20 protein-coding genes, 1 rRNA gene and 1 pseudogene are annotated in these 24,982 nt (G+C 48.0%); 9 read left to right on the top strand and 13 right to left on the bottom strand.

Annotated features, from left to right (window positions below; all coding sequences use genetic code 11):
* Positions 1–15 precede the first annotated feature (15 nt).
* Positions 16–3,123, bottom strand: coding sequence for a SusC/RagA family TonB-linked outer membrane protein (locus QUW60_RS03700; RefSeq protein ID WP_289558510.1), 3,108 nt, complete (start codon positions 3,121–3,123; stop codon positions 16–18).
* 393 nt (positions 3,124–3,516) lie between these two features.
* On the opposite strand from QUW60_RS03700, the pseudogene QUW60_RS15145 reads away from it, so the two are divergent.
* A pseudogene (locus QUW60_RS15145) lies at positions 3,517–4,830 on the top strand (IS1634 family transposase).
* Between the two features lie 267 nt (positions 4,831–5,097).
* Here QUW60_RS15145 and QUW60_RS03690 read toward each other — a convergent pair.
* From QUW60_RS03690 to kdsB, 8 genes are all read right to left on the bottom strand, one after another.
* Positions 5,098–5,667: a flavodoxin family protein gene (locus QUW60_RS03690; protein WP_289558508.1), complete on the bottom strand. Its 570-nt coding sequence runs from the start codon at positions 5,665–5,667 to the stop codon at positions 5,098–5,100.
* Positions 5,668–5,683: 16 nt separating this feature from the next.
* Positions 5,684–6,838: a DUF6057 family protein gene (locus tag QUW60_RS03685; RefSeq protein ID WP_258337643.1), complete on the bottom strand. Its 1,155-nt coding sequence runs from the start codon at positions 6,836–6,838 to the stop codon at positions 5,684–5,686.
* Positions 6,839–6,847: 9 nt separating this feature from the next.
* Entirely contained in the window at positions 6,848–8,860 is a 2,013-nt protein-coding gene (locus tag QUW60_RS03680) for an alpha amylase C-terminal domain-containing protein (RefSeq protein WP_258337644.1), read from the bottom strand.
* A 24-nt stretch (positions 8,861–8,884) separates the two neighbouring features.
* Positions 8,885–9,328, bottom strand: coding sequence for a NanQ anomerase/TabA/YiaL family protein (locus tag QUW60_RS03675; RefSeq protein WP_258337645.1), 444 nt, complete (start codon positions 9,326–9,328; stop codon positions 8,885–8,887).
* 107 nt (positions 9,329–9,435) lie between these two features.
* Entirely contained in the window at positions 9,436–10,227 is a 792-nt protein-coding gene (locus tag QUW60_RS03670; RefSeq protein WP_289558504.1) for an inositol monophosphatase family protein, read from the bottom strand.
* Positions 10,224–11,345, bottom strand: a complete 1,122-nt coding sequence (locus tag QUW60_RS03665; RefSeq protein ID WP_289558502.1) for a phosphatidylinositol-4-phosphate 5-kinase — start codon at positions 11,343–11,345, stop codon at positions 10,224–10,226. Before QUW60_RS03665 ends, QUW60_RS03670 begins: the two co-directional genes overlap by 4 nt.
* A 68-nt stretch (positions 11,346–11,413) precedes the next feature.
* Positions 11,414–12,706 carry a M16 family metallopeptidase gene (locus QUW60_RS03660; protein WP_289558500.1) on the bottom strand — a complete coding sequence of 431 codons (1,293 nt, stop codon included), beginning with the start codon at positions 12,704–12,706 and terminating at the stop codon, positions 11,414–11,416.
* Positions 12,703–13,464 carry a 3-deoxy-manno-octulosonate cytidylyltransferase gene (kdsB, locus tag QUW60_RS03655; protein WP_289558498.1) on the bottom strand — a complete coding sequence of 254 codons (762 nt, stop codon included), beginning with the start codon at positions 13,462–13,464 and terminating at the stop codon, positions 12,703–12,705. The genes QUW60_RS03660 and kdsB overlap by 4 nt, the downstream gene beginning before the upstream one ends.
* 122 nt (positions 13,465–13,586) lie before the next feature.
* On the opposite strand from kdsB, the gene QUW60_RS03650 reads away from it, so the two are divergent.
* The 6 genes from QUW60_RS03650 (at position 13,587) to QUW60_RS03625 (ending at position 19,233) form a co-directional block, all read left to right on the top strand.
* The gene (locus tag QUW60_RS03650; RefSeq protein ID WP_289558496.1) at positions 13,587–13,892 is read left to right on the top strand and encodes a hypothetical protein; all 306 of its coding nucleotides are present in this window, start codon (positions 13,587–13,589) and stop codon (positions 13,890–13,892) included.
* Between the two features lie 162 nt (positions 13,893–14,054).
* Complete coding sequence (gene mobV / locus QUW60_RS03645; RefSeq protein ID WP_289558494.1) at positions 14,055–15,347, top strand: MobV family relaxase; 1,293 nt, start codon at positions 14,055–14,057, stop codon at positions 15,345–15,347.
* Between the two features lie 122 nt (positions 15,348–15,469).
* Positions 15,470–15,829, top strand: a complete 360-nt coding sequence (locus tag QUW60_RS03640) for a hypothetical protein (protein ID WP_289558492.1) — start codon at positions 15,470–15,472, stop codon at positions 15,827–15,829.
* 44 nt (positions 15,830–15,873) lie between these two features.
* Positions 15,874–15,982: ribosomal RNA gene (rrf, locus tag QUW60_RS03635) — 5S ribosomal RNA — on the top strand.
* A gap of 1,576 nt (positions 15,983–17,558) precedes the next feature.
* Complete coding sequence (locus QUW60_RS03630) at positions 17,559–18,506, top strand: aldo/keto reductase (protein WP_289558491.1); 948 nt, start codon at positions 17,559–17,561, stop codon at positions 18,504–18,506.
* Positions 18,507–18,645: 139 nt separating this feature from the next.
* Positions 18,646–19,233, top strand: a complete 588-nt coding sequence (locus QUW60_RS03625) for a sugar O-acetyltransferase (protein WP_289558489.1) — start codon at positions 18,646–18,648, stop codon at positions 19,231–19,233.
* Between the two features lie 59 nt (positions 19,234–19,292).
* Here the strand turns inward: QUW60_RS03625 and QUW60_RS03620 are convergent, their stop codons facing one another.
* The 3 genes from QUW60_RS03620 to QUW60_RS03610 form a co-directional block, all read right to left on the bottom strand.
* Entirely contained in the window at positions 19,293–20,138 is an 846-nt protein-coding gene (locus QUW60_RS03620; RefSeq protein WP_289558487.1) for an aldo/keto reductase, read from the bottom strand.
* 137 nt (positions 20,139–20,275) lie between these two features.
* The gene (locus QUW60_RS03615; RefSeq protein ID WP_289558485.1) at positions 20,276–22,135 is read right to left on the bottom strand and encodes an alpha/beta hydrolase-fold protein; all 1,860 of its coding nucleotides are present in this window, start codon (positions 22,133–22,135) and stop codon (positions 20,276–20,278) included.
* 65 nt (positions 22,136–22,200) lie between these two features.
* A complete protein-coding gene (locus QUW60_RS03610) occupies positions 22,201–22,425 on the bottom strand; it encodes a hypothetical protein (protein ID WP_289558483.1) in 225 nt (74 codons plus the stop codon).
* 375 nt (positions 22,426–22,800) lie between these two features.
* Between QUW60_RS03610 and QUW60_RS03605 the strand changes: the two genes are divergently transcribed.
* Both QUW60_RS03605 and QUW60_RS03600 read left to right on the top strand, forming a co-directional pair.
* Positions 22,801–23,313 carry a helix-turn-helix transcriptional regulator gene (locus QUW60_RS03605; RefSeq protein WP_258337655.1) on the top strand — a complete coding sequence of 171 codons (513 nt, stop codon included), beginning with the start codon at positions 22,801–22,803 and terminating at the stop codon, positions 23,311–23,313.
* The gene (locus tag QUW60_RS03600; protein ID WP_289558480.1) at positions 23,313–23,984 is read left to right on the top strand and encodes a nucleotidyl transferase AbiEii/AbiGii toxin family protein; all 672 of its coding nucleotides are present in this window, start codon (positions 23,313–23,315) and stop codon (positions 23,982–23,984) included. Before QUW60_RS03605 ends, QUW60_RS03600 begins: the two co-directional genes overlap by 1 nt.
* Before the next feature lie 388 nt (positions 23,985–24,372).
* Here the strand turns inward: QUW60_RS03600 and QUW60_RS03595 are convergent, their stop codons facing one another.
* A complete protein-coding gene (locus QUW60_RS03595; RefSeq protein WP_289558478.1) occupies positions 24,373–24,981 on the bottom strand; it encodes a hypothetical protein in 609 nt (202 codons plus the stop codon).
* Position 24,982 lies beyond the last annotated feature (1 nt).

Below are 24,982 nucleotides of genomic sequence, written 5' to 3'. Positions count from 1 at the left end.
TAGATTATTCTGTATTTAAATGTCAAGTTTAATGTTGAAGCCTACCAGACGGGTAGAAGGCGTGTTGATATCGTCCGAGCCTTTGTCAGGGTCAGAGAAACGGAATTCCTTGGTCCACATCAGCAGGTTCTGGCCGATGACACCCACAGTAAGGCCTTTCAGCTTCATCTTCTGGCAAAGGCTTGCGGGCAGGGTATAGCTGATCGCCACGTTACGCAGTTTGATGAATGTCTGGTCAAGCAAGTTTTGCGTGCGTACGGTACCGATGTAGGGATTCATAGTGGTCATGTATGATTCGTAAGACACGGGGATATCATTCGGTGCGAATACGCGGTCATCATATAACACATTTCCGTAAGAATCCCATTCGGCACTTCCCGAAACCAGCTTCACGCCATCGCCCACAAATGTAATGTTGCCGTTCACCACTTCTTCATAACGGTACTGGTTGTCACTGTCGATATGTGCGCCAGAGTTCCATAATGCCTGTTCGGTCTGCGCGTGCGCCAAACCTCCCACACGGCCGTCTACAGCTATGTCGAAAGTGAAGTTCTTCCATCTCAAGGTAGTGGAAAGGCCCCAGATCCAGTCGGGCGAGGTATATCCCTGTATGCTTTCATAAGGATTGATAAGCGGCAGTCCTTCGCTGTTGTGGATGATATTCCCTTCCGAGTCGCGCTGGTAGTCGTATGCCGAGATCCAGTCCCATCGTTCTCCCTTGGCTACCCACGGCTTCTGGGTAGAATATACGGGGTCGACATCTCCGTAATAGTAGCGGTCGCGCGCCCAGTTGAAAGTAGCTGTCCACATCAGATCTTCACGCTTGATGATATCTCCCGAAACGGTGATTTCATGTCCTTTTCGCACTTGCGTTTCGCCATAGTTTACAAGAGCACTTGTATAACCTGTGGTGGGACTGAGTGAAACGCTGCGGATGTTGTTATAGTTTTCTTTGTTGTAATAAGCATAATCCACCCGGAGCCGGTTTCCCAGGAAACTGAGTGCCATACCAATTTCATAAGTGCGCGATTCCGAAGGCTTAAGCGTGGCGCTGCGGATGGTACGCGGGTTATAGGCGGCTGTCATATTATCCCAGACATTAGTGCTTACGGAATATACGCGGTTGATGTCGTATACGCCTGTGTCGTCTTTGGTCTTTGTCCACGAACCGCGCACTTTCCAGAAGTTGGTCCAGGAAGGCAGGGGAACGAATTCGGAAAGCACCACGCTTCCTGCCACAGAAGGATAGAAATAAGAACGTGTTTCTTCGGGCAAGGTAGACGACCAGTCGTTACGTCCGGTCACCTCCAGAAAGACGGTGCTGCGCCACGAAGCGGCTGCTTTTCCGTAGACAGAGTTTACCTGCTTGCCTGTGACACTCTTGCTGGAAGTAGAAGGTTCGACGGAAGCCGCCAGCGAATAGTAGCCGGGCAAAATGATTCCGTTCTGTGTTTCTCCCGTCAGGCTGCTGGTATTGTAGTAATAGATAGAGCCTCCGATGAATCCGTCTACCGAAAAATCTCCCCATTGTTTCTCTGCCATCAGCAACAAGTCGTTGTTGGTACTGAAACCGGTGTTGTTCCGGATGCCGTAATAACCTTTCTTCGAGCCCCATCCCGCCGTGGAGCCTATGGGCGTCTTCCATTCCGTCTTGCTGCTGTAAAAGTCAACGCCCGAGCGCAGGGTTGCTTTCAGCCAGGGAGCAAGCTGATAAGAAGCGTTGATGTATCCGTTTACAAGGTTGTAGTCATTGGACGTGGTTACTTCATTGGCTATGAGGTAAGGGTTCTCATACCAGCTGCGGTCCATCCAGTTGGACTGCTGTCCCTCTTGGCCTTTTATCCAATAATCCTTATAATCGCGTATGTCGAAGTCGGCGCCACTCCAGATGAGCAGGTTATACAGATAGCCGCTTCCTCCGTAACCTGTTCCTCCCATGTTCGGATAGAAACGCTTGTTGTAGGAAAGTCCGGCATCGGCGCTGAATTTCCCGACATTCATGGTACCGGAAACGTTGTAAGTGATTTTGTTGAGCTTTTCATTGGGCCATTGTCCTTTGTTGTACACGTGCGTAAGCGAAGTGCGGAAACTTCCCAATTTGCCTTTTTGAGTCACGCTGACGTTGTTGTTGGTAACGAAGCTCAATTCCTGGAAGTTCTTCAGGTTGTCTTTGCCCACCGACACCAGCGGACGCATTTCCCACTCATAAGTATAAGGATTATACTGCAAGGCTTCCCGCCCGATGTCCATCTTGTCGCCCCATACGTAGCTTCCCGCAAGGTATTTGCCAGCCTGTCCGGTACTGTACGAAGTCTGCACTTCAGGCAGGCGCAGGTATCCGGCATTAAACATGGTGCTGCTGTTGATCTGTATCTGCAATCCTTCGCCTCCGCCCTTTTTGGTAGTGACCATGATGGCTCCGCTGCCTCCGCGCGAGCCGTAAAGGGCTGAGGCTGTCGCTCCTTTCAATACGTCTACCGACTCGATGTCGTCTGAAGCGATATCGCTTAATGTCAAGTTCTGGTAAGGCACTCCATCCACCACAAGCAGAGGGGTTTCTCCTCGAAGGGTCAGCGTGGGAGCCTCGTTAAATTCGGTACTGTTCTGCACATTCAGTCCGGCAATCCTACCGGTAAGGCTGGTAGCCACATTCACTGATTTCACAGTGTTGAGCGCATCTCCCGATACTTTCTGCACAGAATAGCCCAAAGCTTTTTCTTCCCGTTTGATACCCAGTGCCGTAACCACCACTTCGCCCAACAGTTCGCTGTCTTCTTGCAGTGTAATGTGCAAGGGCTGGCTTGACTCCACCTTTACCTCTTGGGTTTTATAACCGATATAAGAAATGACCAATGTAGCTCCCGGGATTACACGGACAGAAAATTCGCCATCGATATTGGTGATCGTACCGTTGCTGCCGTTTCCTTTTTCTATTACATTGACACCAATGATGGGCATTCCTGCTGCATCAACTACTTTTCCGGTAACCAAGTTACGGGTTTGCTGTTGCATATATCCTGTTTCAGTGGCAGGATTGGAAGCCCCCAACGGGGAAACTTGCAGAAAACCTGCCGCGCATAACAATCCTGCCAGATAGCGGAAACCGTAAGCATGTTTTTCCATTTAACGAGTGTATTTTTTGCGTTTTCCCTTTCGGACAACCAAAGAAAGGGCTATAAAAATTAGTGTTATGGAAACAGGTTGTCCTTCTTCTGATTTTGTCCGTTAACGGATTGACAAAAATGCAAAGAAACGTTTCCAAACTCATAAGATAGCTATCGAAAACGCCGCAAAAATATAAGTGTGTTAAAACATAGATATTGCGAAGATATTACGTTTATGTTTCTTCACACAAGGATTTACGGCCTGGACAGGAGTTTGAAAACATACGATGAATCTGTCAAACGACTCTTTTTCCTGACTTCGTCACTCAAAAAACCTCAATATTATAATTGGCTGATAAACAATATTTTGTAATTTTGTGTCACCCATTTTAGGGTGACACGGTACAAAAATATGTTTATACGTAAAAAGAAATACCCATCAGGCAATGTAGGTGTCATAGTCGTTGAAAAGGTCAACGGCAAGATGAATGAGCTTGCCACTATAGGTATAGCGCGTACTCAAGAAGAGATAGATTCTCTCATAATGAAAGGTCGTAAATGGATAGATGCGGAACAGGAACGCCGCCATCCACGGCTGGATCTTTTCGGTGAGGAACGTAAGAAGTGTGATGCAGAACTTCTGAATGCCGAACAGATGCTTTCGTGCATAACCAACATCTCCATCAATGGAGCGGACCTGATACTTGACCGTGTCCTTGACAATGTGGGCTTCAACAGGATAGATGATGAGGTGTTCCGCCAACTTGTAAAAGCCCGCTTGTCTTATCCTGCAAGCAAATCTGCCACAGTGAAGTATCTGAAGAATCATTTTGATGAAGATGTCAGCCTGTCGAAGATCTATCGTTATTTGGACAAACTGAGCGATAACCAGCATAAGATAGTTCAGGACATAAGCGTCCTTCACACAAAGAAGATTTTAGGCGGCCATATCGGTGTGCTGTTTTATGATGTCACCACACTCTATTTTGAAGCGGACTATGAGGACGAGCTTCGCAAAACGGGTTTCTCCAAGGAAATCAGGAACGAGAGCAGGAAGATACAGGAATGGATACTGGAGCAGCCTAAGACAGACTGCCAGATGGTTGAATACGATAAAGGCAACGGACAGAGGTTATAGGTCGGATATACGGAAGACCGTGCCCGAAAGGATGCTTATAACCGGGAGAAAGGGATACGCCGTCTGGAGAAGGCATACCGAAGAGGTACGCTTACTCAAGACAATATCAACAAGCGCGGATACAACAAGTTTCTGAAAATGGAAGGAGATGTGAAAGTGACCATCAATTACGAGAAACTGGAGAAAGATGCGAAATGGGATGGTCTCAAAGGATACCTTACCAATACGAATATACCTGTCAATGACGTATATGCCGCCTACCATAACCTATGGCATGTTGAAAGGGCCTTCCGCATATCAAAATCAAAGATTGAGATAAGACCAATGTTTCACTTTACACGTCGTAGGATAGAAGCTCATGTCTGTATCTGCTTCGTGGCCTTGAAAGTTTACAAGGAATTGGAACGTCTGCTGAAACTATCCGGCATAAATATGAGTGTGGACAAGGTGCTCGAACTTGCTAAAACTATAGTGACTATACAGATTACATTGCCTCAAAGCAAGCAGACTATCAATAGGACTATGCTTATGAAACGGCATCAACGTATCGCTCCATTGTTTGCTGATGAATTTTGGGGTACGCGTTGACGAAGTCAGGAAAAAGACGAAAAAAGGCTAGTCCAGACAACGGCTGAGGCAGAAAAGTTCATCTCCAGACTGGAGATGCATATCTTCAAGCTGGAGATGTATGTTTTTAGCCTGGAGATTTATATCTTCAGGCTGGAGATACAGATTTTTCCTTGTCCGGATTGGCGGAGTGCCTTGCCTGCGGCCATATGCCAGTATGAAATCTTTCCCTGCCACAGCAGATACGGCATCCGGACTCTTCCATACTCCATATAAGTCTGAAACACCCTATATCTTTCTTAAAGCTCTGCGGCAGGAACGGAGTTTCCTTTCGGTGACCGGACGCTTCTTCGTCCCGCCCTGCTGCACTGCAGCCACCACCTTGAATCCGCTCCACTTCAGAATCTCTTTCAAGGCCCTGACCACTCCCTGGGATTGGCCGAACAGAATGTTGAACGGAAAGGGAGTCGTGCAGGCAGCCACAAGAATCGCTTTCTTGCCTTTGTGCAGCGGCTTCGGAATGCCGCTTGCGCTCTCTCCCATCATGCCATAGACAATCCGGTCGAACAGCACTTTCAACTGCCCGGGCATATTTCCCCAATAACAGGGAGCGCCAACCACAAGGACATCGCAAGCCTCTATCAGCCCAAGCACCCGCTGCGCGTCATCCTTAGGCAAGACACAGCTCAGACGGCTGCGGCACACCATACACCCCGTGCATGGAGCCACCTTCAGATCAGACACAGAAAGGCAGGTCACGTCGAACCCCCTTTCTTCCGCCTCTTCCCTGACGGCAGCCAGCATCCGGGCCACATTTCCCTTTTTCCGCGGACTTCCGTTGATAACCAATACTTTCATTAAAAAACAGATTCTGTCAGTTCTGATAATCAAAATACCACCAGTAAGTATTTCCGTAATGCCTGCGCAGCCAGTTCTCGCGCTCCTTGGCCGAAACATACTCCTTTCCCTTCTCTTTATACTCCATAAACCGGCGCACGCACGACGAATCCCTCGCCGCTAAAGCGACGGAGTCGGAACGCTGTGAATGGTAGAGCACCATCGCCTCACGATAGAAGCGGGGCAGCGTATCTTCGGGTTCAAAGAAGTCGTTTACCGCCGTTGCAAACTCCTCCAGATTCTTGTCAAGAAGCAGCGCCGACAGATAGTAGTCGAGCGAAGTATATTTTCCGGTTCCCTTATAACAGATGTTGCGGAGAAAGACATTCCGGTCCTCCCCCTTATACGGCCTTGCCCCCAAAAGGTAATAGATGGAATCGTTTGTATACCGGAGCGTCTGCAATGAATCATCGGGGAAGAAAAGCCCGTCCGAACGATAATACTGCGGATAGTCAAACAAACGGTCGCCCATCGAACCTGTCCGCGCCATGGCCATGCCGCGCAAGGCAGTGAATGTCCGGCTGGCTTCGAGCGACTTCTCGCCCACCTGCATCGCCCGTCCGTAGTCGCGGTTGCGGAGATAATATTCGGCCTGCAATTCATGATGGAATGACCTGTCTGAATTACCGCAAAGAACAGTCATTACGCACAAGACAAGCAGGATGAACAGATTGCCGTTGACAATCCCCATCGTATTGTCTTCCTGGTTCAAACGGATTCTGAACACTCCCCTCAACCAGTATGTCACGCCTATAAAGACAATGATCAGAAGCGGAAGAAGCCACACCCAGCATGAGTGGTACGACGAGGTATAGACATCGCGCCCAACGTCCGTCAAAGCGCACAGCACCAGAAAGGAAGGGACATACGACAAGGCGCGCACATATCCCTTGAGCCCCAGCAGGCTGTTCACCCCCCATCTGAGCAGCAGCAGAATCAGCGTGATGACAATGGCACTCACCGCCGGAGCAAAATGCGTCTTCCCATGCGCCAGCGAATAGTGCAGAGCTTCAAGCATCTCGCGCTGGAACACATACAGATAAACAAAACTGAAAACAGAAAAAAGAAGACCGCAAACCACGATCATGATGCGTGCGGCCTTCTTATGAAATGAATTGGCGTAATAACTCATAAACAAAAACTAAGCTTTCACCCGTTTCAAGACTACGGCGGAACGGGCAGGTACGTACAATTTCAGCCATTCTTTCTTGTCCTTCGCATAGAGCGGGTCAGCGCAAGTAAAGTGGCGGAGCGAATCGTCAGAGAATCCGAAGCCGCCGAAAGCCTTGTTGTCCGTATTCAGCACCACATCGTATGCTCCGCGCGGAACCAGGAAACCATAGTCGGTGAATGAACGGGTCGGGTTGAAGTTGAACACAAATACCAGGTCTTTTCTGCGGTAAGCAAGAATCTGATCTCCGTCGTTATGCCAGACTTCGATCACATCCGATTTCTGGATGTTCTTCACATCGGTGAGCAGATGCACCATCGCCTTGTCAAAATCGCCCAGATAATGATAGCACAGGCTCTTGTCGTCAACCAGATGCCATTGGCGGCGGGCATATTTGTAAGACCATCCGTTGCCCTCACGCGGGAAGTCGATCCATTCGGGATGGCCGAACTCGTTTCCCATAAAGTTCAGGTAACCGCCGTTGATGGTAGAGGCCGTGAGCAGACGGATCATCTTGTGCAGAGCGATGCCTCTCTCCACCACGCCGTTCTCATCACCCTTCCTGAAGTGCCAGTACATGTCAGCGTCAATCAGACGGAAGATAATGGTTTTGTCGCCCACCAAAGCCTGGTCATGGCTTTCACAGTAGGAAACGGTCTTCTCATCCTTACGCCTGTTTGTCACTTCCCAGAACAGGCTCGACGGCTTCCAGTCCTCATCACGCCGTTCCTTGATTATCTTGATCCAGTAGTCGGGGATATTCATCGCCATACGGTAGTCAAAACCGTACCCGCCATCTTCTATCGGCGCGGCAAGTCCCGGCATGCCCGACACCTCTTCGGCAATGGTGATTGCCTTCGGATTGACTTCATGAATCAGCTTGTTGGCCAAGGTCAGGTAACAGATTGCATTGTCGTCCTGATGTCCGTTGAAATAGTCCCCGTAGTTGCAGAAAGCCTCGCCCAGACCGTGGCTGTAATAGAGCATCGAAGTCACTCCATCAAAACGGAATCCGTCGAAGCGGAACTCTTCAAGCCAGTACTTGCAGTTTGACAAGAGGAAATGCAGCACCTCGTTCTTGCCATAGTCAAAGCAGAGAGAGTCCCAGGCCGGATGTTCCCGGCGGTCGCCCTGATAGAAATACTGGCACGGATCGCCGGCAAAATTGCCCAGTCCCTCCACCTCGTTCTTCACCGCATGCGAATGCACGATATCCATAATTACGGCGATGCCCATCTGATGAGCCGCATCAATCAGCTGCTTCAGTTCGTCAGGCGTTCCGAAGCGTGAGGAAGGAGCAAAGAAACTTGAAACATGATAGCCGAAGCTGCCATAATAAGGATGTTCCTGGATGGCCATAATCTGGATGCAGTTGTAGCCGTCCTCCTTCACGCGCGGAAGCACATTTTCGCGGAACTCATTGTAAGTGCCCACACGTTCGGCGTCCTGCGCCATTCCTACGTGGCATTCATAAATCATAAGCGGACCCACGTTTGGCGTGAAGGCCTTTTTCTTGAATTTGTACGGCTTTTCAGGATTCCACACCTGCGCGCTGAATATTTTTGTGACATCGTCCTGCACAACCCTTCTTGCCCATGCCGGGATACGCTCTCCGCAGCCTCCCTCCCAGTGAACTTTCAGCTTGTAAAGGTCGCCATGCTTCATCGCTTTCTCCGGAAGCTTGATTTCCCAGTTGCCGCTGTTGCGCAGACGCTTCATCTTATAGGCCGGCATTTCTTTCCACCCGTTGAAATCGCCGATCAGATAAATCTCTGTAGCATTCGGCGCCCATTCGCGGAACACCCATCCTTTGTCGGTGTGGTGCAGTCCGAAATAAAGGTGCCCGTCGGCAAAGTCCGACAATTTCTTTTTCCCCGTCAATTCTTTTTCCTTGGCAACAGCGTGTTGGTGACGTCCGTTGATGGCATCAGCATACGGCTCCAGCCACGGATCATTTTTGATGATATTCAAAACCTCATCCATAGTATCAGTTATTTTGTTTGACAATTATTTCGCGCGAACTTTCACAATCACTTTCTTTACTCCATCCGGAGTTACCCCCGGCGCATGAGCGTCTTCAGGAAAGAATATGGCAAACATCCCCGGTTTGACAGTCAGATAGTCGGTGGCCAGACCTTCATAGAAAGTTATATCCTTTTCCGGATTATAAGAAGCTTCCGGAAGATCTGTGCGAGGCATATAGCCCATCAGCTCCACTCCCGACAGCGGAATCTGGATATCGATGAAATTGTCATGCGTTTCAATCCTGGCCTCTTCTTTCGTTTTCGGGCGGGTCTGCGAGAAATTGACGGTCAGTTCGCCTTCCTTCAAGACCACCTTCCCTATTTCATGCGCATTCAGGTCAGTGGATTTCAGAAACTCCACAGCCTGTACGAACAAAGGATTCAAAGCTACGTACTTTTCCAGATTTTCTAATTTGTCGATAACCATAATGCAATGTTTTAATATTAATAATCCGATTCAGCCCATACCTGTGCGGCTTGAGCTACACAAACTTACGAAATATATTCTGATAATCCGAAAAAAAAGGGCGTTTTTTAAGAGCCTGCCAGGATTTTCAACAGAAAATCATGTATTTTCCCGTTTGACGCCACGACCTGGCTGCCTTGCTCATAACTGTCCCCTCCGCAGAAGTCGGTAACACGCCCTCCCGCATTCTGCACAATCAGAATGCCGGCAGCAATGTCCCACGGACCGAGAAGAGCCTCTACCCTTGCATCAAAACGCCCGCATGCCACATAGCACATTTCGGCTGCGGCAGCGCCTACGACTCTCGTCCCCGCCACCTTCCCATAAACGCCGTCCACCAGCTTCCGGAACACCGGCCTGTAGGCATCCGCATCGTACGGCAGGCCCAAAGCCAGAAAAGCATTGTCCGCGCAATCCACGTCCGAAACGTGAACCGGCTCGCCGTTCCGGTACGAAGAATCGCCTTTGCAGGTCCAGAAACATTCACCCCTGCAAATTTCATACACAACTCCTATCAGGATTTCCTCGCGGTCACGCAAAGCGATGCTGACGCAGTAAGGAGCATTGTCGTGGATAAAATTGGTTGTGCCGTCCAAGGGGTCGACCACCCAGCAATAAGGCTCTCCGGAAAATCCGGCACTGCCCTCCTCAACAATAAAACCTGCCTCGGGAAGCAACTCCCTCAAGCAGGCTACAATTCTTCTTTCCGACTCTTTGTCTACATAAGAAACATAATCGTGCGCATGTTTCTTCTCCACCCGTTCGCGGGAGAACCGGCTTCTTTCCTGACGGATGAAGCTTCCTGTTTCCACAGCCAGCGCACGCACCTTCTCCGTCAGTTCCTGTAAATTCAGTTTCATTTCTTTTCCTCCAGCAAACGTCCATACTTGAATGTGCCTTTCCGGATCACCTTGCCGTCCGCATCGGTTTCCACAAAAGGCCCGTCCTTCTTTCCCTGCTTGAAAAAGCCTTCAAAACGGATTCCGTCTTTGCTCACGAGTGTGCCTTTGCCGTCTTCCTTGCCTCTCACGAATCCGCCTGTATATACAGAGCCGTCGGCCGTACGCAATGTGCCTTCGCCTTCAGCCATGTTGTTCTTCCACTGTCCTTCGTACACGTCGCCGTTCGCCCACTTGTAGGTTCCCGTTCCCGAACGCTGGTTTCTCAGCCACTGGCCTTCATAAACCGCTCCGTTCGCCCACGTGAACGTGCCTTTGCCGTTCTGCCAACCGTTGGAGAACTGTCCGACATACCTGTCGCCGTTGGGGTAAGTATAAATGCCCTCTCCCGTGCGTTCTCCGTTGACATAATCGCCTTCGTATTTTTCTCCGTTCTGAAAATAATAGATTCCCTTTCCTTCCTGCACGTCGTTCTTCCAGTCGCCTACATACTTGTCACCGTTGGTATAGTAGAAAGTGCCTTTTCCGTCACGCATTCCGTCTTTCCATTCGCCTTCATATTTCGAATTGTCTTCCCACGTCATGGTACCCTGTCCGTTCTTCAAGTCATTTTTCCACTCACCGCTATAGGTAGCTCCTCCCTTCCATATATAGGTTCCCTTTCCGTCACGCTTGTCCTGATGCCATGTTCCGTCATAGAAGTCGCCGTTATAATAAGTCATGGTGCCTTTCCCTTCCTGAAAGTCCTGAAACCAGAACCCGTCGTAACGGTTATTGTTCATAAAATAGAAAGTTCCTTTTCCATGCTGCTGGTCCTGATACCATTCGCCCACATACTTCTCCCCGTCGCTGAAAGTATAGGTACCCTGCCCCTGGCGTTTCCCCTTCACATATTCACCCTCATACACGTCGCCGTTCTTAAACACAGTACGCCCTCTTCCGTTCGGCCGCCGCCCTTTCAGTTCTCCGGTATATTCGGCCCCATCCTTGAATTTATAATATCCCAAAGACATCTGAGCCGAAACGGAATTCGTCCCCACAGCCAGAAGGGCAAACAACAAAATGCTATATTTATTCATTAGATTATTCTTCTTGTTAATTATAGAGTTCAAAATTAATTTTTTTGGTCAGTAATCGGATTCCGGATTCATACTTTTTTACCAGCCACCACCTCTATTAAATCTTCTTTGCAGAAGTACTTCCGCGAAAGCGACAGAATATCTTCGGAGGAAATGTCGCGCACGGCGGCAAGCGAGCGGTCATAAAAGTCATAATCCAGTCCCGATGCTTCGATAAAGATCCATGCGTCAGAAAGCGAAAAGGGGCTTTCGTATGAACGGCATATATCACCAAGCATATAGTTGCGCACCATGTCCAGCTCTTCGTCCGACACGCGCTCCTCCCTCAGCCTGTCCATTTCATGATAGACCTCTTTTATCACTTGCTCCACGTATTCGTTTCCGGTTTCCGTGCTGATCATCAGCAGTCCGGTTCCCGGATAAACGACCAGCCCCGCTCCGATTCCGTAGGTATAACCTTTGTCTTCGCGTATGTTCGACATAAGCCGGCTGCCAAAATAGCCGCCGAAGAGGGTTACCAGTACACGCAGCTTCAGGTAGTCCGGATGCTTCCGGTCGAGCGTAAATCCGCCCATCTTCACCGAACTCTGCATCGCATCCTCTTTCTCCACGAACACGCGCTTGCGGGTATCCGTAATTATAACCGGCTGGGGAAGGACAAAATCGGACGAGCGTTCGCCCCACTCCGCATCCCCGAACAGCCTTTCCACGCAACGGACCGTGTCTGGAGTAACACGTCCGGACAGATAAACCGAACAATTGCCCGAACGATAGAACCTGCGGTAATATTCCTTCAGGCTTTCCACGCCGATACGGTCATAGTCATCCAGTTCGGCATACCTGCCTAACGGATGCCTCTCTCCGAAGAGCGAACGGCAGAGCTGCTTGCGCGAAAGCACGTCCACCCGCTGGTTGTTCACCATAAACTGATGCTTGTGGATATCGCGGATCACAGCAAATTCTTTTTCCGGAAACACAGACTCCATAACCATTGAGGCCACCACTTCAAGCGTCTTGCTGAAATAGCGCGACAGTGAATAGAGTGTCACATAACTGCAATCCACCGACACTGAGAGATCAAGCCACGCTCCATAATAGTCCAGCGTTTCAGCGATCTCCGCCGACGAAAGGTTACGCGTCCCTTCCCTGAGCATACGGTTCGTAAACACAGCCTGCAAGGGCTGTTCCTGCTGGAGCTGTCCGCTTTTAATCACCAGGTCAAAACGCACGACATCTTCACTTCCTGCTTCTATGGTAAAGAGCGGCATGCCGTTCCGCATCATGCGCCTTTCCGGACACACGATCGAAAAGTCATCCAACTGGCGGATTTCGGGAGCCACGGTTCTGTCAAGCGTACTCATCTCAATTCCGGGTGTTGGTTTAGAAATGCTTCTGCCCGCTCCAGATCCTGCGGCGTATCAATGCCGATCGTTTCCACATCGCTGATGCCCACCTTGACGGTATAGCCGTTTTCAAGCCAGCGCAACTGCTCGAGCGACTCTGCCAGCTCAAGCGGCGACTGGGACAATGCGGTGATTTCCTTCAAGACCGAAGCCCTGTATGCGTAAAGTCCGATGTGCTTGTAGTATACATGATTTGCCAGCCAATCCTTACGGTCGCGGCTGCGCTGGAACGGAATGATGGAGCGGCTGAAATAAAGTGCCTGCATCTGCCTGTTCACCACCACTTTCGGCGAATTTACATTTTCAAGCGCATCGAATCCGTCTTCCGGACGGAAAGGTTTCACCAACGTAGCTATTTGAGTCGCCTCATCATCAAAACAAGCCTTCACCGCCTCCAGCTGCGAGCGCTGAATGAAAGGTTCGTCGCCTTGGATGTTCACTACCACATCATACCCTTTCCCTGCCTTGCAATAGGCCTCATAGCAACGGTCGGTTCCGCTTTTATGATTGACGGATGTCATGACAACCTTGCCGCCGAAAGCTTCTACAGCCTTTTCAATCCGTTCGTCGTCGGTTGCCACACAGACGTCGTCCAAAACGCCTGCCACCTGTTCATACACTCTCTGAATCACAGGCTTTCCTCCCAACATAGCCAAAGGCTTTGCAGGAAAACGTGTGGATGCATATCTTGCCGGAATTATTCCTATAAACTTCATAACTGGATAACTTTTAGAATCGGTTGACAAAGTTAAGAAAATTCTGTGGAAAAACCGCCGGATTCCGGCAGATTAACGCAATATAATCTGTGAATTAAGCAGTTAGGAGAAAATTACGGAAGTTGGAAAGAGAGCTGAGAACCGTTTCTAAGCGGATTAAAGCAGAAGAATGGTTTCCTATTCATTACCCGATGAAAGTGCAGATTTTATTCATCATTTCATCGGATTTTCACCCCTCATCAAGTCCGCCGGGGGAAGCAACAGAGGTGAACACCGCCATCCGCCGGCTGGTCGGACGGACTTCCGTCTTGCCGACCGACAAGGGAAAGCCTTCATCGCTGGCGAAAAGAAAAAAGCAACCAATGTCCGCCGCATCATCGCCGACACCGCCGCAGACTTTTGGGAAACAAAAAGCCATAGCTCATTAGGGCGTTTTCTTCACGCACCGCTTCGCTCATGCTAAAAACATCCTAATGAGCCAACGGGGTTACACTCCTCTGGACACCCCCGTTTGCCCCCGTGCGGCACGACCGCAGGCGGACGGATACCGACAAACAAGTTTATAGAACCTAAAAAAACAAGAAACAGACATGGGATATATCAGCATCCAAATCAACAAGGCGAAAGGGTCGGCTGACACGGGCGCATCCGACCACATCGAACGCAAGAACACGCCCAAGAATGCAGACCCCACACGCACCCACCTCAACCGTGAGCTGGTGCAATTCCCCGACGGCGTGTCAGACCGCACCGAAGCGATAAGCCAGCGCATCCGCACGGCTGGCATTAAACGGAAAATAACGCCCGACCAAGTAAGGGCAATCCGCATCGTGCTTTCGGGTACGCACGAGGACATGATTAAAGTGCAGGACGAGGGAAGGCTTGACGAGTGGTGCGATGACAACCTGCAATGGCTGCACCGCACATTCGGCAGGGAGAACACCGTATCGGCTGTGCTGCACATGGACGAACACACTCCGCACATCCACGCCACGGTCGTGCCGATAGTGACGGGAGAGCGCAGAAAAGCCAAACGGAAACAGACGGAGGGCAGACGCACCTACCGCAAGAAAGCCAACGCCGTGCGCCTGTGTGCCGATGACCTCCTGACCCGTGAAAGGCTTGTCGCCTACCACGACAGCTATGCCGCAGCGATGGCGAAATACGGCTTGCAGCGTGGCATCCGTGGTTCGGAGGCACGGCACACCACCACCGCCCAATACTACCGAGACCTGAAACGGCAGACGGGAGAGCTTGAAGCCAACATGCGGCAATTACAGACCGAACAGCGGCAGGCGGAACGGCAACTTGACGAAGTGCGGAAGGAAATCAAGTCGGAGAAGCTGGAAGCCGCCAAGACTGAGGCGAAAGCGGCACTCGTGGCAAAGGTCGGTTCTCTTTTGGGCAGCAATAAGTTGAAAGCGGAAAGGGAGGAATTACAGCAACGCATATCCGCCCTTGAAAGTCAGAACGAAGAATTGGTACGGTATATTGGAACAATGGAACGAGAGCATAAGGAAGAACGCGCCAAGTTCAACGAATATATGGACAAGATACAGCGTTACTTCCCTTATGTGGAGAAGCTGTTGCCGTTGGTTGGCTTCTGCCGTAACACCTTGAACTTTTCTGAAAGGGTAATCCAAGAGTTGTGCAAGTTGAAGAAGGTAAGGCTGAAAGGTGATTTCTATTCTCCCGAGTTCAACCGAAAGTTTCGTGACGAGAATGCGGCTTTCTCATTTGAGGAAGACAAGAACAGAAAAGGACATTACCATATATGCGTGAATGACATTCCGCTTGTACAATGGTTCAGACAAAAAGCGAATGAATGTAGAAACAGTTTGGGGATTGCTTCTACAAGACAAGATAAAGGATTGAAAATGTAGAATACATCCAAAAACCACTCTAAAAACAAATAAAAGTATTAGAAGATAGAGGATTATCACAAAAATCCTCTACCTTTGTAAGCGAATTACGATATCAAATAGAATAAATAATAAAAAGAATTATGGAAATTTCAAGAGTACAGGCTGCTAATTTTTGGAATTACTTTACACTCACATCAAGTAGGGAATTAGGTTTCTTTATGATGATGCCATCATTTTTCAATGATACTCAAGAGAACATTGAGCAGCATAGACAAATCTTTCATGATGACGTTATAATTAAGCGTAACGCGGAATTGTTAGCTGATATAATTAACAAATTGAATCTATCGGAAGATGGAGAGGATAATAAATATGTTGGAGTAATGGAGATGGCGCGAGCATATGTTAAATATATGGATGCTCAGTTTGACAATCATACTTATATGAATCCTGGTAGTTTTTGGCTGATTTGTTGTCGGATAGCTCTACATGTAAATTAATTACGCCTGTCTGAACAAGTAAATATGTAAATTAAAAATAAAGCAACGGTGACTAATAGTATATAGGAATCACCTCTTCCCTTTCCGAACAGAGAAGTTAAGACTATATACGCTGATGGTACTGCAAAAGTGGAAGAGTAAGTGTCGCCAAGGTCTGAGGTTGAGACTCACAGACCGTGCAAAGAGAATGAGTCTCGTGGAAAAATAATTTTAAGATCAAGATAAAATGAAAAAAAACTTTTTTTCGTAGATCGGAGAATCCATTTCCAAAAGAATTCTCCCTACACTTAGAAAGGCTACAACAGATGAATAGCTTAGAATATGTACAATATCGTTAATTACAACGACTTTATCAATGCATCCGCAGTTGGGATTCATGGGTTATGGTTGTATAATCGTGGACGGATATTCACTCTTTACTTCGCTATAGAGAGGTGAGTTTTTATAGTGGCAGTCTGCAGTGAGTATTCTATCTATTAGCTTAACAGTTTGTGGCATGTTTGTGTTCCCGCAATTTGCTTTGCTGTTGGGAATCACTTCGGTAATGTTGGATTTTATGATACTCATTTATGCTATAATGGCAAGATAAAGATTTGTACATATTAAGTGGCATAGAATCTTTGCCTAAGAAGGAAAACTGACAACCCGTATGGCGATTTATATCGCCATACGTCATTTATAAGGTTAACTGATTCTGCTTTTTTTCGACATCTTTTCGATTTTCATTTGATTGATTTATATCAGAAAGAAGCAAGGAAATCCAAATTATTGCTTAATTTTGCAGTAAGATGAGTTACCTAACAAGCAAAGCGATGCAGACCACGGCAATAGGAACAGTTGCCAACTCATTACCCGAAAACAAGGTAATTCTTATAACTCTCTTAAATTCAAGTAGGTATATTCCTTATACAGATTTACGGAAATTCTGTGGAAAAACCGCCGGATTCCGGCAGATTAGCAAAAGATATTTCTGTTCCTTTTGCGTAACTTGCCCGTCAAAATCATTGTCCATACAGTTCTGTAGGAGGCTCAAAGTGCAGCTGCCGTTTGCGGTTTATTTCCTCTGGAAAATCCTTGAAGGCCTGATATGTTTTCGCAAGCCTGCCACACCATCGCCATGCAAAACGGATTTCCTGGTAAACTTCCACCATCTTTCAATAATGTTCATCGGTTACGGGATCGCCGCATCTGATTCCGCCTGCAAAAATAATTTCAGATGAACAACATCACACGCTATCTTGATATCTTTCTCCTTGTCAGAGAGTACCCTATTTGCAGGCCATCCGTGTGTTTTGGTTCCGAGTCTTTTCGACAAAAGCAATTCATTTCTTTGACACGAACCATTGTTGCTTTGAAAAAGAGCATATTTCACAACAATTTAAGGAACTGCCATCTGGCAAATTGGACAAACGACACCTGATTTCTACAAAGTTCCTTGAATGGAAGTCTATCTGCACCAAGAGCCTCCTCTAACATAAAGCTGTTATTCCGACAGCTATTTTACCGCAAAAACAGCACATCCTCCCGAATTTTATGTAAGTCCGTTTACACGGGCATCACCTACCTTTGCATCAACCACAGAAGACATCAAGAGTGGGAAATAAAAAGAGCGGCAGTAATACCAGCCGATGCAGTATGCTGAGACTGACGGAAGCCACTGTTGTGAACGGTGTCATTGCCACCTCCGCCTTATTGCAAACAGACAATTATTCAGTTTATAAAAAAGAGTATGGAATCACTAAAAAAACTTCTGCTGGCCGCCTTGATACTATGTGGCGGCGTATGTGCTACCTGTGCACAAGAGAAAACAACGACGGCCGGTGTGCCGATGGTCAAGTTGAACAACGGCGTGGAGATGCCCCGCTTCGGCATCGGCACATTCCTCCAGCCCAGTGACGAAGTGTGCGAACAGTCGTGCCTCACTGCCTTGAAAGCCGGATATCGGCACATCGACACGGCCCATGCCTATCAGGACGAAGCGGGCGTGGGGCGTGCAGTCAAGGAAAGCGGTATACCTCGCGAGGAAATCTGGATTACCAGCAAACTCTGGCCCACGGAATACGGCGAGGGAAAGACGCTGAAAGCCATCGACGAGATGCTGAAGCGGATGCAACTGGATTACATCGACCTGCTCTATGTTCACCAGCCCGTGGGCGACTTCGTAGGCGCATGGAAAGACATGGAAAAGGCGGTGAAGATGGGCAAAGTGCGTGCCCTCGGCACCAGCAACTTCGATGCGAACGATGAGGTGTGGAACACGATTATGAAAGCAGCGACTATCAAGCCTCAAGTACTCCAGATAGAGTGCCACCCTTACGCCCAGCGGTTGGAGATGCGCAAGAAAGCCGCAAAAGAAGGGATACAGATGGAATGCTGGTTCCCGTTGGGAGGTGCCATGTCGGGCAGTGCCCTGTTCAAAGACCCCGTAATAAAGAAGATAGCCGAAGCCCACGGCAAGACCCCGGCACAGGTCATCCTACGCTGGCACATCCAGGAAGGCTTCTCCGTCATCCCCGGTGCATCGAATCCCGACTACATCAAGGAGAACATCCAAATCTTCGACTTCCAGTTGACCGACGACGAGATGCAGCAGATGCGCTCGCTCAACAAGGAGAAGCGTTTCTTCAACGCCACACTGGAAGATGTGGAGAAGATGGTTTGGGGGGCAAGACTGTGATGGCTTGACATACGTAAATGATATAGAGAAGCATCTCTGTGGAGGCACGGAGGTGCTTTTCTGATTTTATGAGCTGTAACTTTTGCCCGCTCCTTGATTTTCACTATCTTCACAAGCGAACCATAAAAAATCTACAAACATGAAGACAGAATACAAAAAATGTATGGCAGGCGAACCTTTCAACGGAGGCTGGGACCCGAAGATAATGGAAATGACAGTGCGGGCAAAACGCCTGCTGGCGCAACTCAACGCCACGGACTACGCTGATACCGGACGCAAACAGGCTTTGCTGAGCCAACTGTTCGGCAGTATCGGGAAGGGGGTTCACGTGGACATCGACTTCCATTGCGAATACGGCAAGCACATCTTCGTCGGCGATAAGGTTATCATCAACATGAACTGTACCTTTGTGGACAATAACCGCATCGACATCGGCAACAACGTCCTGATTGCACCTAATGTGCAGATATACACCGCCACGCATTCCACCGATGTGCGCGAGCGAATGGCTTGGGATTGGATGGAGGGAAACGACATCTGCAACACCATCGCGCGTCCGGTCAGGATAGAAGACGGCGCATGGATAGGCGGCGGAGCAATCATCCTGCCCGGTGTGACGATTGGAGAGAATGCCGTTATCGGCGCGGGCAGCGTGGTGACGCACTCCATTCCGGCAAACTGCGTGGCGGTGGGGAATCCGTGTAGGGTGACTCGGAAACTCAAATAAAAGCCTATACAAAAAAACTCCCGCAACGGGTTCTCTGCGCTGCGGGAGTTCTTTTTTCTTTACCCGTATGTCTCAATCAGGAACTTCACCAACTGCGGGTCGCCGAAATTCACCGTTCCCGCATCGTGACAGTTGAGTGTGGCAATACGTTTCATTTCCTCATCGGTCAGCGTAAAGTCGAAGATGTCCAGATTCTGCCGCATACGCTCCACATGCGTGCTCTTGGGGATGGCGACGATGCCCCGCTGCGTGAGCCAGCGCAGTGCCACCTGTGCGGCGGTCTTCCCGTAGCCTTCGCCAATGGAAGCAAGCAGTTCGTTCTTTATCACATCTTCGGCACCCTCACCGCCAAGCGACCCCCATGCCATCATCTTCGTGTCGTGTTCTGCGAGAAGCGGCTCGATGCCCTGTTGCTGGACGAGCGGATTGCATTGCAACTGGTTCACCATCGGCTTGATGTCCACATAGTGGGCGAAGTCGAAGAAACGTCCTGCCTGAAAATTGCTTACACCGATGGCACGCACCTTGCCTGCCCGGTAGGCTTTCTCCATCGCCCTCCACGAGCCGAACACGTCGCCGTATGCCTGATGGATGAGCAGCAGATCGATATAGTCGGTCTTCAACTTGCGCAGGCTCTCGTCGATGCTTGCTGACGCTCTCTCCTCGCCTGCATTCGAAATCCATACTTTCGTCACCAGAAAAATGTCCTGCCGGACAATATCGCTCTTGCTTATGGCATTTCCTACACCTTCCTCGTTGAAGTAAGCCTGCGCCGTGTCAATCAGGCGATAACCCACATTCAGCGCATCGCTTACGCACCGTTCACATTCCTGCGGAGCTACCTTGAACACTCCGTAACCCAATAGCGGCATTTCCACGCCGTTGCTCAGTTTGATTGTTTCCATATTGTCTTTGTTTAATCAGTTCCCTATACATACAAAGGTACGGCATAATGTTGCATCCTTCCATACACGGATTACAGACGGTCGTACCTTTTTTACGGATTGTCCGGAATGAGGCAGTTTTAAATATGCTCCATCGATTATCGGTTTTCTTCCCAAAAACGGACAGCATCCGTCAGCCAGCCTTCAGCCACCGTCCCCGTGCCAAGTCCGAAACCGTGAGGATGCCCGTCGTAAGCATGAAATTCGGTCGGGATGCCGAGGGAGGAAAGACCTTGCAGCCGCCGTTGCATGGTGCGCCATGAAGCAATGCCGTCGTTCGTACCGACACAGGCGTATGTTGCCGCGTCTTGCGAACTAACCATGCTATAACCCATATATTGCATGATGACAGCCGAGGCTTGCGGAATATCCGTGCGTCCGGTGAGTTCTTGCAAGTAATCCTCATTGCCGAGCACAGCCGCCATGCGTGCTCCTGCCGAACCGCCCCAAAGGGAATAGCCGGAAGCGCTTACGCCCAGCTCATCGGCATGGTCATAAATATAAGTGATGGCGCGGGCAAGGTCTTCGTAGGCATATTCCGGACGGTAAATGAGCGCAAAAGCATTGTACCCAAGTTTGGACAGTTCAAGAGCATGAGGAAAGCTGTCGTGCATGGCTCCGACATACGCGAATGCACCACCGGCATTGCAGACGGCAAAGGGCGCACCCGGATTTCCCCGGAAAAAGAACAGTCCCGTATTGCGCTTCTGCGGGTCGTCCTGCTTTTCGGCCTCCGTATAAATGTCAAGAAATACGCTGCCGGCATGTGCCTTCAGGTAATTGCAGATTTCAACGGTCTTGTCCGGGTCTATGTAGTTATACCACACCAAGCGCAACTGTTCCAAAGTCTCGCCGCTCCAATAGCCCTCGTCTACGGGGAAAATCAGCCGTCCCCAATTACCGAAAGCCGGGTCATTCATAACATCACTGATACGGCTTGTGCGGGTGAAAGATTGCCCCGCTTCAGGCGGAAAGAAAAACGGCAGAGCATTATATACAAACTCCACGACGGAATTGTAATCGTGTTGCCCTCCCTCTCGCTGGTGGTAAGAAAAGTTATGGGGAGTAAACACATCGGTCAGCTGCATACATGCCATCGCCTGATTATGGGTCTGATAAAAGCGTGCATCCTGTGTTCCCACGGCGTGCCATACGTGAAAACCGTTATCCGTTCCGTAAGGCGATGCCTGAACTACCGAAGCAAGAAACTGAGCCGTCTGCTCCGGCACCGTCTGTCCGCCAAAAATCGAAACGTGCCAACTGTCACCACTCATCGGCAGGAAAAAGCGTTGCAAGTCGAAACAATGTTCAAAGATATACCATGTCGTCACACTGCCCAGCGAGAAGCCGCCGAAAGCCCGGTGGTCACGCGATGCCACGATACCTGCCCGGTCAGTCGTTTCAGCGTATGTCGAGAAGCGGCTTTCAACGGCAGGAATCAGGTCATTCTCATATTCATTTTCATTATGGAACACAGCGATTTCCTCGCACGATTCACCCCAATCTTTTGCCCGGTTGTCTTTGTCCCACGTGGGCGACACCACGATGACAGGCTTGCAATCTCCTTGCTGAATCATCCAGTCCAAAATGTTCTTCTGTGCGCCGCCCAATGTTTCAAATGTTTCCTCTGCCGTTCCCGTCCATCCGTGCATCAGGTAGACGACATCGTATTGCCGGCTCTCGTCATATCCGTAAGGCAGATAGACATAGGCAGGCTTCCGCGCGGCAGGACGGTCATCGCGGGTATAATCTTTCGATTCATATTCGATTCTTACTACCTGCCCCTGCTCTGTTGCCTCCGAAAAGTATTGATTGGGAACAGGATGGGTCATCTGAATCTGAAAACTGTCAGTATTGGTTGTTCCGTTTCCATTCATATCAGTAGGGATTTCTGTTTTTTCCGTACAAGACCATAGTCCTGTCATCATAGCAGCCATTATGATTGCAATGTAGGTCATTCTTCTCATCATTTCATTACTTTACGGCTGCAAAGTTCAGCATAATTCTTGTGCCGACTATTACACTAATTACTGCAAGTACCTACATTTTTGCGGTTTGTTATACAAAACGGATGCGCTTTACATACCCACAGAAGCCGTTTTCTGTTTCCACTAAATTCAGAAAACATCATTTGATCGCTATACACACCTTCCATACGCCCTTCTCCAAGTTTGTAAATTATATCGTCAGTAAACAAGGTCTTACCGATGATGGTTTCTCTCAGAAAACGAATGACTGAATCTTTCATACTACTATTCTCTTTGGGTGATTTGACATTTACGCCTATTCAATATATCCACAATAAGGGAATATATCCCCTTCTTTTGAGATATTCTCATAGCTGTGTGACCAATTGATTATAAGAAATTTTGCCTGAATTATAGGGAAGATTAGCGCACTTACAATCCTACAATAAAACAGTCCCATTGGCAAAGTTAAATATACGCTAATTTAATTCCGCCAACGGGGTATATATTACTTTATAATAAGGCAAACGACACATTGAAATATCTTTCAGAAAGATTATCTTTCTGAAAAGACCAAAAGAAAGCCAACAACCAAATTTGGTTATTTACAAAAACGAATGTATTTTTGTACTTGAACATATAAAACACAGCAATATATGTATGAGGAATATATCAAATCTGAAAGGACACCAGCAGGAAAAGTTCTGGAGCATATTTTGAGAAAAGCAAAAATAACCCAAAAGCAACTATCCATTAAGGCAGGTGTATATCCGCAAAGAATCAGTGAACTAATTAACGGAACAAGAGCTTTCACGATTCAGCAGTCCATTGCCATAGAAAGAGCTTTGGGGATAGGCATTGAAGGCTATTTCTACAAGATACAAGCCAATTATGAAGTCTATGCCTATCTGACCGAAAAAGAGAGGGAAACACACCCGGACTTGTCAAAATTCAGCATGGCATTATTTTGGGACACGAAAATAGAGAAAATCAACTGGATAAAAAACAAGGAATGGGTCATTCAGCGTATATTTGAATACGGAAACAGTCAGGAAATAGAAGAAGCCATAAGGTTTTACGGCAAAGAAACAATACAGGCTGTATTGCAGGACACACACAGCAAATGGAAAAAAGAAACAAGAGAAAAAAACTTTAAAGAATTTGTATAATGAAACTTCATTACGAAACCGTATCTCCCCAGTTAATCCGCTGCCTGAAAACGATTATGCAATCTGATGTATTCAAAGATTTCAACTTGGTTGGTGGAACGTGTCTAAGTCTTCAATTAGGACACAGACGCTCCATAGACATAGATTTGTTTACAGCCATAGACTACGGAAGCATGAATGCCACCGCCATGAAAATTTTCTTGCAAGAAAACTTCCCATATTCAGAAAACCTAGACAGCTTAGACCTGCCAGCTTTGGGTTATTCTGTCCGCATCGGTGAATCTCCGGCTGACTGCATCAAAGCTGACTTCTTCTATACGGAAAACTTTATCTTCCCCGTCAAACAAACGGATGGCATCAGGCTTGCGGATATAAGAGAGATTGCGGCAATGAAAATCAAGGCAATCACTCAGGATGAGCCCAGACAAAAAGACTTTTGGGACATTTACGAACTCAGCAACACGTACAGCCTAAAAGAAATGATAGAATGGGCGATGATGCGTGATGAATGGAGCTTTACGGAAAACGATATAAAAGCCGGATTTGAAAGAATCTTTGATCTCAAAGAATGCCCTGAAGGGATAGACTGTTACAGGGGCTATGCGTGGGAACTTATCAGCATGGATTTAAAGGCAGCCGCAGAAGAATATTTCAATCAGGGAAAAAACTAAAATACTACATCCGGCAATGAAAGAATGGAGTATCAATAAATTTATGGAAAAGGCGGTTGCCAAATCGTTACCTTTGGTCCTCAAATACTCTGCTAAAAGTTTATTCTTCAAACGGTTGCATCAAACTGATGAAAATCTAAAACAGCAAACACTTTTGCCATTTATTGGCAATATGCTACCTTTGTTTCAGAGTTGATGAAGTAGAATACCGCATATCGCAGAAATAGCGACTGTTGCCAAGTCATGCCTCATTCTTTGAGAAATGCTCATAAGTGGCTTATTTCTAATATACTCCTATTTACATATCTCGTTTTTATACAAAACGGATACACTTCACATACCCACGGATTCTTGTCTTAATCGCAATTTTCCAAATATGACAGCCCCTTTACCTTTCTTTTGATATGTATGGCGGATAATTGTCCTTAGACAATCCTTTTGCCAATGTGTCAGGATTTACCTCCCAAAGCATAGGCAGATACTCAAAGACAACTTTCCCTTTGTCAAGATAAAATCTGGCTTTAGAATCAAAAGCCACTGGCTTATATTGATTTTCGCCTATCAGATTATCCCTATACAGCAACTGGCTCTCTTGCCATCTCAATTCTTTCTTATCTAAAACCACATCAAATATTCCGCAAACGACTGCTTCCATTGTGGAATTATTTACCGTAGTCGAAACGCAATGCATATAGCCGGTCAGTTGGTTAGTGCTTTTCCGCATGGCTAATTCATAACAAAACACACTCGTTCCCGTATAATCTTTAACAACCGTTGTCCTCACCCCTTGTTCATCCAAGTTATACACCAACTCATGGGTTACAGTGGTCATATTGAATTTGAAGCCGTTTTCTGTTTCCACTAAATCAGAAAACATCATTTGATCGCTATACACACCTTCCATACGCCCTTCTCCAAGTTTGTAAATTATATCGTCAGTAAACAAGGTCTTACCGATGATGGTTTCTCTCAGAAAACGAATAACTGAATCTTTCATT

The organism is Bacteroides gallinaceum (assembly GCF_030373775.1).
In the GTDB taxonomy this organism is placed as follows: Bacteria; Bacteroidota; Bacteroidia; order Bacteroidales; family Bacteroidaceae; genus Phocaeicola; species Phocaeicola excrementipullorum.
This window is presented reverse-complemented; position numbering and strand designations above follow the sequence as displayed.

Bases quoted from the DNA above. Each gene is read 5' to 3' on its own strand.
- QUW60_RS03615 (WP_289558485.1), bottom strand. From the start codon at position 22,135: ATGACCTACATTGCAATCATAATGGCTGCTATGATGACAGGACTATGG.
- QUW60_RS03630 (WP_289558491.1), top strand. From the start codon at position 17,559: ATGGAATCACTAAAAAAACTTCTGCTGGCCGCCTTGATACTATGTGGC.
- QUW60_RS03700 (WP_289558510.1), bottom strand. From the start codon at position 3,123: ATGGAAAAACATGCTTACGGTTTCCGCTATCTGGCAGGATTGTTATGC.
- QUW60_RS03665 (WP_289558502.1), bottom strand. From the start codon at position 11,345: ATGAATAAATATAGCATTTTGTTGTTTGCCCTTCTGGCTGTGGGGACG.
- QUW60_RS03610 (WP_289558483.1), bottom strand. From the start codon at position 22,425: ATGAAAGATTCAGTCATTCGTTTTCTGAGAGAAACCATCATCGGTAAG.
- QUW60_RS03685 (WP_258337643.1), bottom strand. From the start codon at position 6,838: ATGAGTTATTACGCCAATTCATTTCATAAGAAGGCCGCACGCATCATG.
- kdsB (WP_289558498.1), bottom strand. From the start codon at position 13,464: ATGAAGTTTATAGGAATAATTCCGGCAAGATATGCATCCACACGTTTT.
- QUW60_RS03690 (WP_289558508.1), bottom strand. From the start codon at position 5,667: ATGAAAGTATTGGTTATCAACGGAAGTCCGCGGAAAAAGGGAAATGTG.
- QUW60_RS03680 (WP_258337644.1), bottom strand. From the start codon at position 8,860: ATGGATGAGGTTTTGAATATCATCAAAAATGATCCGTGGCTGGAGCCG.
- mobV (WP_289558494.1), top strand. From the start codon at position 14,055: ATGGGATATATCAGCATCCAAATCAACAAGGCGAAAGGGTCGGCTGAC.
- QUW60_RS03625 (WP_289558489.1), top strand. From the start codon at position 18,646: ATGAAGACAGAATACAAAAAATGTATGGCAGGCGAACCTTTCAACGGA.
- QUW60_RS03675 (WP_258337645.1), bottom strand. From the start codon at position 9,328: ATGGTTATCGACAAATTAGAAAATCTGGAAAAGTACGTAGCTTTGAAT.
- QUW60_RS03595 (WP_289558478.1), bottom strand. From the start codon at position 24,981: ATGAAAGATTCAGTTATTCGTTTTCTGAGAGAAACCATCATCGGTAAG.
- QUW60_RS03660 (WP_289558500.1), bottom strand. From the start codon at position 12,706: ATGAGTACGCTTGACAGAACCGTGGCTCCCGAAATCCGCCAGTTGGAT.
- QUW60_RS03670 (WP_289558504.1), bottom strand. From the start codon at position 10,227: ATGAAACTGAATTTACAGGAACTGACGGAGAAGGTGCGTGCGCTGGCT.
- QUW60_RS03605 (WP_258337655.1), top strand. From the start codon at position 22,801: ATGTATGAGGAATATATCAAATCTGAAAGGACACCAGCAGGAAAAGTT.
- QUW60_RS03640 (WP_289558492.1), top strand. From the start codon at position 15,470: ATGGAAATTTCAAGAGTACAGGCTGCTAATTTTTGGAATTACTTTACA.
- QUW60_RS03620 (WP_289558487.1), bottom strand. From the start codon at position 20,138: ATGGAAACAATCAAACTGAGCAACGGCGTGGAAATGCCGCTATTGGGT.
- QUW60_RS03600 (WP_289558480.1), top strand. From the start codon at position 23,313: ATGAAACTTCATTACGAAACCGTATCTCCCCAGTTAATCCGCTGCCTG.